At 56.3% G+C, this 2860-nt stretch carries 3 protein-coding genes; all 3 read left to right on the top strand.

Features of this window, described 5'->3' with window-relative positions:
* Positions 1–157 precede the first annotated feature (157 nt).
* Positions 158–595, top strand: coding sequence for a hypothetical protein (locus ACR3FF_RS26600; protein WP_458191087.1), 438 nt, complete (start codon positions 158–160; stop codon positions 593–595).
* A 202-nt stretch (positions 596–797) separates the two neighbouring features.
* Positions 798–1130: a hypothetical protein gene (locus ACR3FF_RS26595; protein ID WP_458191086.1), complete on the top strand. Its 333-nt coding sequence runs from the start codon at positions 798–800 to the stop codon at positions 1128–1130.
* 193 nt (positions 1131–1323) lie between these two features.
* On the top strand, positions 1324–1788 hold the full coding sequence (locus tag ACR3FF_RS26590; protein WP_458191085.1) for a tyrosine-type recombinase/integrase: 465 nt from the start codon (positions 1324–1326) through the stop codon (positions 1786–1788).
* Positions 1789–2860 lie beyond the last annotated feature (1072 nt).

Raw genomic sequence — 2860 nt, 5'->3', positions numbered from 1 at the left:
CGAACGATTCGAGCTCGGTGCGTTCCTCGTCTGAAAGATCAACCGTATACTCCTTGTTTACCATATCCTCTCTAACAGATTGTCTCTTAACAATCTATGGTTGACGAAGCACTAGGCCGCGAACACCGGCCTGCGCGAACAGACCACGAAAGTCCAAGTGTACTGCAACGCTGACGATCCTGCGGACTGGGACGCGGAAGCCGCCCAGCAGGGATTCACCAAGCGGAGCAAATACCTGTACCACCTCATTCAAGAAGCCCGCGCGTACCGCGCTGATGGGTTGCACGGCCCCCAGCACATCGAGAACCGGATTGAAGAGCTGCACGCGGAATGCGACCGGTTGCGCGCGCAACTGGCGAATGAGCGACAGGCCGGGGCCGCCACCGCCAGTGTCGATGACCCACAGTTCGTGAAACGGTTTGTCACGGATACGCATAGCGACAGTTCCGAGATTGTCGAGCGGATGGTCGCGTCCGGTGCGGTGAACGAGGTGCTGTGGAAGCCCGTCGAAGAGCAACTGTACTTCCTGGTCGCACAGGGCGAGTTAGTGTACGACCGGCGGTTCGGATTCAAAGTGGCCGATGGTGAGCAGTGATGGCTTCCAAATACGAGGTGTTGATTGACGGGCCGACCTGGGAGCAACGCGTGTTCAAGAACAAGCATACGTGCATTAATGATTGGTTGAAACGCAAGCACTCGCATAGCCGGTGTGGATTGCGGACGCTGAACGAGTATAGTCGGACGACTCACCGGTTTTCCATGAGTGGTTCCCTGAGACTGCACCGGCGGCGGTCTCGGTGGATGATATTGAGGAGTACGTGATGGACCTGCACGACCGGGCGGTGGCGCAGAATACGAAGCGCAAGTACGTGGAGAATCTCTCCAGTTTCTACACGTGGGCGTTGTTCCGGCCGTCGTACCCGGAGATTACCGGGAACCCGGCGAAAGTGGTGTTAGAGGAGATTCCGAAGGAAAAGCGGCCGCGGCCGGAGACGGCGACATGGGAGAACGGCAAGCAAATCGTGTGGCACTTGCCGGATTTGCGGAACAAGACGGTGGCTGTGTTGTTGGCGAAGACCGGGGCGCGGGTGCAGGAAGTGTTGAATGTCGGTAGTTCCCATCGTTCCTGATTACTGACTCGGTTTCTGGGGCGAGACGAGAGTAGCTGGCGCGGATGAGCGAATGATTCAACCAAAGACGGCGGTCTCACTCCAGTGAGAGCGCCGTCAGTCCAGCCAAGAGGCGAAGCTGTCGCTTACGCAGAGGGCTGCCGCTGGACGCGGGCCTACTCAGCCCGCGTCCAGCTGGCTGTACGTCGCTGGAATGCCGACACCGAATGTGCGCGTGGAGGATCTGGATTTGGAAGCCGGGTTTATCCGGTTCCGTGATCGGAGGGGTGGGACAGAAACGGTGAATCCAGTGGATCAAGAGACCGTGAGTTTGCTTCAGCGGTTGCTGGCGGTTGGGCGGATTGAGACGGGGTATGTGTTCCGGAAAACAGGGAACAAGCCGATGCAACGCGAGCAGGTCCGGCGGAAGGTGCGTGAGGCGGCGGTGCGGGCCGGGGTGATGGACGAGGTGGACGAGAAGCGGTGGCATTACAAGTTCACGCCGCATTATTATCGGACAATTTTCACGAGTTTGTTACGGAATGCGGAGATGCCTGACCATTATACGCGGTATTTGCGCGGGGACAGTGATAAGGAGGTTATGGATTTGTATACGAATATTCCGCGCGAGCAGGTGCGTGAGGCGTATTTAGCGCGGATGAAACCGTTGAATGTGTGAGTGTGGAGATGATGAGAATAGCACAGGAGAAAGTGACGCCATTTCGTGGCCGTGATGGTCAGGTAGCAGGTGCGTTGTACGTGCTGGATGCCGACCAAGTGGTGGAATTACGGGAGTCTGGAAGCGTTACGATTGAAGCGCGTGTCGAGTAAGCCGTACTGTTTGAATCGGAGACAGGCAGGCCGATGAGTGAGCCAGTATGTGGGTAGCTCTCATCGGTATGTCCTCAGTGGTTCAGTCGCTATCGGTATGCGAGTTTCACGCGGTCGTAGATCGGTTCCAGTTTCCAGCCAGCGGATGAGGTTGACATACTGATAAAAAGATGCGTTGATACTGTGTGTGCAGACGGTGATACATTGGGATTTCATGACTCAGTAGCACAGACGTTCGACCAAGAGAGTATTCAAAACGCGACGTTCGACCATCTGATACAGGTTAACCCTGTTGGTGTTGAATGGGGAACGTGCGGGATTGATACGGATGCATGGTATCGGTGGATGAAACACGGCAAGGACAGACTGCATATTAGTGACCGGCGGCTTGACGGGTTTTTCTCCTTACGCCGGGGGCAGTGTTCAGACAAGTTACAGGACGAACTCCGTGCGCATGACCAGTACCGGCTTGTGCGGTCGAAAGGCGGCACGCTGATAACCCGGAAACGCTACGGCACGTGGCGCGTCGTGCTGGTCTATATCCCATAAATTGTGCATTGGTGCGAACGCGACCTGTGTGCTGTGCGTGTTGGCAGTATACAGGAGGTATAGTAGTCGGTAGCGTGCGAACCTGTATTGACCGATGGGACGCGGGCTATGCGTTCGTGACGAGTGCGGGAACGAGTGCTAAGTGAGTTGATCTGTGTTTCACTGCGGGTGCTGTGGCGAACGCTGCGCGGTGGTACACAGGGGCGGGTTCTGAATCGAGTCTTGAGGGCGCAGGAGAAAGGGGTGTTCCGTCGGGAACACCCCGAACAAGATGTCTAGCTCATCTCCAACAGTGGTTTCATACGCAGGCCAAATGCTTCGCTCTCCATCCGCTACATCGACAAAAACCGATTCTCTGCCTGTTTATTCCG

This window comes from Haladaptatus ordinarius (assembly GCF_054177595.1).
This window is presented reverse-complemented; position numbering and strand designations above follow the sequence as displayed.

Coding starts and splice junctions, on each gene's coding strand:
- ACR3FF_RS26590 (WP_458191085.1), top strand. CDS start 1,324: ATGCCGACACCGAATGTGCGCGTGGAGGATCTGGATTTGGAAGCCGGG.